This window comes from Agromyces binzhouensis (assembly GCF_004135055.1).
GTDB lineage: Bacteria > Actinomycetota > Actinomycetes > Actinomycetales > Microbacteriaceae > Agromyces > Agromyces binzhouensis.
In genome coordinates, this window is sequence record NZ_SDPL01000300.1 from 1 (window position 1) to 3,886 (window position 3,886).

Consider the following 3,886-nt stretch of genomic DNA (forward strand, 5'->3'; position numbering starts at 1 on the left):
ACCGTGAGCGCGTCGACCCAGGCCCCCGCGGATGCCGCGGCCAGCGCCCGCTCGAGCGTCTCGCGCAACTCGTCGCGGTGCGCGACGCGGTCGGCGTTCGTCAGGAATCGCGCGTCCCCGGCGAGGCCCGGCAGCCCGACGACGCCCGCGAGCGCGGCGAACTGGCGGTCGTTGCCGACTGCGATGACGAGCTCGCGGTCGGCCGCGCGGAACACGGCGTACGGTGCGATGCTCGGGTGCTGGTTGCCGAGCCGGCGTGGCGGCGTGCCCGTCGCGAGGGTCGACGACGCCTGGTTGGTGAGGGCGGAGAGCAGGCTCTGCAGGAGGTTCACCTCGACGAGGCGCCCCTGCCCCGTCCGGTCGCGCTCGCGGAGCGCGAGCAGGATCCCGGCGACGGCGTTCTGCCCGGTGAGCACGTCGACGAGCGCGACGCCGACCTTCGACGGGTCGCCGTCGGGGTCGCCCGTGATGCTCATCAGCCCGCCCACGGCCTGCACGAGCAGGTCGTACCCGGCGAGCGCCGCACCCTCGCCCGCGCCGAAGCCCGTGATGGAGCAGTAGACCACGCCGGGGTTCAGCTCGCGCACGTCCTCGTAGGCGAGGCCGAACCGGGCCATGACCCCGGGCCGGAAGTTCTCGACGACCACGTCGGCGGACGCCGCGAGCCGGCGCGCCTCGGCGAGCCCCGCGGCATCCGCCAGGTCGAGGGCCACCGAGCGCTTGTTCCGGTTCACGCCCCCGAAGTACGTGGCGCGGCCCGTCGCGTCGACGGGCGGACTCCAGTGGCGGGTGTCGTCGCCCGCGGGCGACTCGACCTTGATCACGTCGGCGCCGAAGTCGGCGAGCACCATCGTGGCGTAGGGTCCGGCGAGCACGCGCGAGAAGTCGGCGACGCGGATGCCGCGCAGCGCGCCGGTCGGGGCCTGGTCCGCGTCTGCCATCCGCCCTCCTCGGCGTTCGGACCCGTCCCGCGCGGGTCCCCCGGTCACCATACCCACGGGCCCGTGGACCCCCGTTGTACAGCACGTCCATCCGTTCTCGGCGATGCGCCATCGCGTCGATCGCCTTCCTCGTCGATCCGCCTAGGCTTGGAGGCGGCGTGCACCGTCGTCGCCGTCCGGGCTGACGAGTGCACCATCACCCAGAGGAGTCCCATGACGAACTACGCCGTCGTCAACCCGGCCACCGGAGAGACGGTCAAGACGTATCCGACCATCACCGACGCCGAGCTCGAGGCCGCGATCGCGAGCGCCGACGAGGCGCACCGCACGTGGGCCAAGTCGACCACGGTCGAGGAGCGCGCCGCCCTGATCCGCCGCGTCGGCGAACTGCACGTCGAGCGCCGCCAGGAGCTCGCCGAGATCATCGTGCGCGAGATGGGCAAGCCCATCGAGCAGGCCCTCGCCGAGGCCGACTTCGCCGGTGCGATCTACGAGTACTACGCCGACAACGCGTCCGAGTTCCTGAAGGACGAGCCCGTCGCCCTGCTCGACGGCGAGGGATCGGCGATCATCCGTCGCAGCTCGCTCGGCCCGCTCCTCGGCGTCATGCCGTGGAACTTCCCGTACTACCAGGTCGCGCGCTTCGCCGGCCCGAACGTGATCATCGGCAACACGATCATCCTGAAGCACGCCGAGCAGTGCCCCGAGTCGGCCGCCGCGATCGAGCAGATCTTCCGCGACGCGGGCGCGCCCGAGGGCGTCTACGTCAACGTGTACGCGTCGCACGACCAGATCGCGACCGTCATCGCCGACCCGCGCGTGCAGGGCGTCTCGCTCACCGGCTCGGAGCGCGCCGGTGCGGCCGTCGCGGAGCTCGCGGGCAAGCACCTGAAGAAGGTCGTGCTCGAGCTCGGCGGCTCCGACCCCTTCATCCTGCTCTCGACCGACGACCTCGACGCGGCCGTGCAGAACGCGGTCGACGCGCGCCTCGACAACAACGGCCAGTCGTGCAACGCGGCCAAGCGCTTCATCGTCATCGACGAGCTGTACGAGCCGTTCCTCGAGAAGTTCACGGCGAAGATCGCCGAGGTCGAGGCGACCGACCCGACCTCGTCGGACTCGGCCCTCGGCCCGCTGTCGTCGCTCAAGGCCGCCGAGGGCCTCGACGAGCAGGTCAAGCGCGCGGTCGAGCACGGCGCCACGCTCGTGCACGGCGGTTCGCGCGACGGCGCGTTCTTCCAGACCACGGTGCTGACGGATGTCACGCCCGAGAACCCCGCCTCGAAGGAGGAGTTCTTCGGTCCGGTCGCGCAGGTCTACCGCGCCGCCGACGAGGCGGAGGCCGTGCGCCTCGCCAACGACATCCCGTTCGGCCTGGGCTCGTACGTGTACACCACCGACCAGGAGCAGGCGATGCGCGTCGCCGACTCGATCGAGGCCGGCATGGTGTTCGTGAACCTCGTGCTCGCCGACGGTGCCGAGCTGCCCTTCGGCGGCGTCAAGCGCTCCGGCTCGGGCCGCGAGCTCGGCCGCTTCGGCGCCGACGAGTTCGTCAACAAGAAGATGATCCGCATCGGCTGAGCTGCCGTCGCGTCGTCGAAGCGCCCCGGGCATCCGATCCGGGGCGCTTCGCCGTCCCGGCGCATCGCGGTCGGGTGCGCCTCGGCGTCGCGGCGGGGTGCTCAGTCGCGTTCGGCGACCCCGAACTGCTCCAGCACCTCGTCGGGTGCGCCGATCGCGTGGACCTCGACGCCCGCCGCCTCCGCGGCCGCGGCGGTCGCGCCGAGCAACTGCTCCGCGACGCCGGCGACCACCGTGACGTCGCCGAAGTCGAGGCGCACCACCCGCGCGTCGGTGTGCTCCAGCACCCGCCCGACGTCGTGCACGATCTGCTCGGCAGCGACGAAGTCGAGCTCGCCGCGGAGGTCGAACGTGACCGTCCCGGCCGCGGCGTCGACGTCGACCTCGGCGACCGGCGAGACGGGCTCGGCGACGTGGTCGAACATGTGCAGTCCGAAGCGGTCCGAGAGCGCCTCGAGCATGGCCACCCCGCGGACGCTGTTGCCCGCCTCGTCGAGCGGCGGTGCGTAGACGCCGACGCCGAACTCGCCGGGACGCACCGCGACGATGCCGCCGCCGACGCCCGACTTCGCCGGCATCCCGACGCGGAACGCCCAATCGCCCGACCGGTCGTACATGCCGCAGGTCGCCATCACCGACAGCGTGTTCCGGGCCGCCCGTTCGCCGACGACGCGGTCGCGCGTGATCGGGTTCACGCCGCCGTTGGCGAGCGTGGCACCCATGACGGCGAGGTCGGCCGTGGTCACGCGCAGCGCGCACTGCCGGAAGTACGGATCCGTCGCCGCGTCGACGTCGTCGGTCGCGAGCGATCCCGCGGCGAGCGCGAGTCCGGCGAGCGCCCGGTTGCGGTGGCCGGTCGCGGCCTCGGATCGGTACACCTCGTCGTCGAGGTCGAGTTCGCGCCCGGCGAAGCGGGAGAGCGCGTCGCGGATCCTCCGGAACCGGTCGTCGGCGTCGTCGGCGGGGACGAGCGAGGTCGTCACGATCGCGCCGGCGTTGATGAACGGGTTCTCGGGCCGCCCGCGCTCGTCGAGGCTGATCGCGTTGAACGGCTCGCCGCTCGGCTCCACGCCGACGTGCTCGTGCACCGCCTCGGCGCCGAGCTCCTCGCATGCGAAGGCGTACACGAACGGCTTCGACGCCGACTGGATCGTGAACGGGGCGTCGGCGTCGCCCGCCCCGTAGGCCCGGCCGAGCACGCTCGCGATGGAGACGCCGAAGGCCTCCGGGTCCGCGTCGGCGAGCTCCGGGATGTAGTCGGCGACGCTGCCCTCGGCGATCCTCGCGGCGACCTCCCGGAGCGCGTCGCCGAGGACGCGGTCGACCGCGGCGCCCAGCAGGCGCGACCGGTCCTCGGCGCTCAC

The 3,886-nt window shown here is 72.7% G+C and carries 3 protein-coding genes; 1 reads left to right on the top strand and 2 read right to left on the bottom strand.

All coding sequences use genetic code 11. The features are described 5' to 3' along the window. Positions 1-941, bottom strand: a 941-nt coding sequence (locus ESO86_RS12925; protein WP_165307793.1) for a CaiB/BaiF CoA transferase family protein, incomplete at its 3' end; no start/stop codon positions are given. A gap of 213 nt (positions 942-1,154) precedes the next feature. Here ESO86_RS12925 and ESO86_RS12930 point away from each other — a divergent pair. Further along, entirely contained in the window at positions 1,155-2,522 is a 1,368-nt protein-coding gene (locus ESO86_RS12930) for an NAD-dependent succinate-semialdehyde dehydrogenase (protein ID WP_129235396.1), read from the top strand. Between the two features lie 101 nt (positions 2,523-2,623). On the opposite strand, the gene glsA is transcribed toward ESO86_RS12930, so the two are convergent. Beyond that, positions 2,624-3,886, bottom strand: a 1,263-nt coding sequence (gene glsA / locus ESO86_RS12935; RefSeq protein WP_207207122.1) for a glutaminase A, incomplete at its 5' end; no start/stop codon positions are given.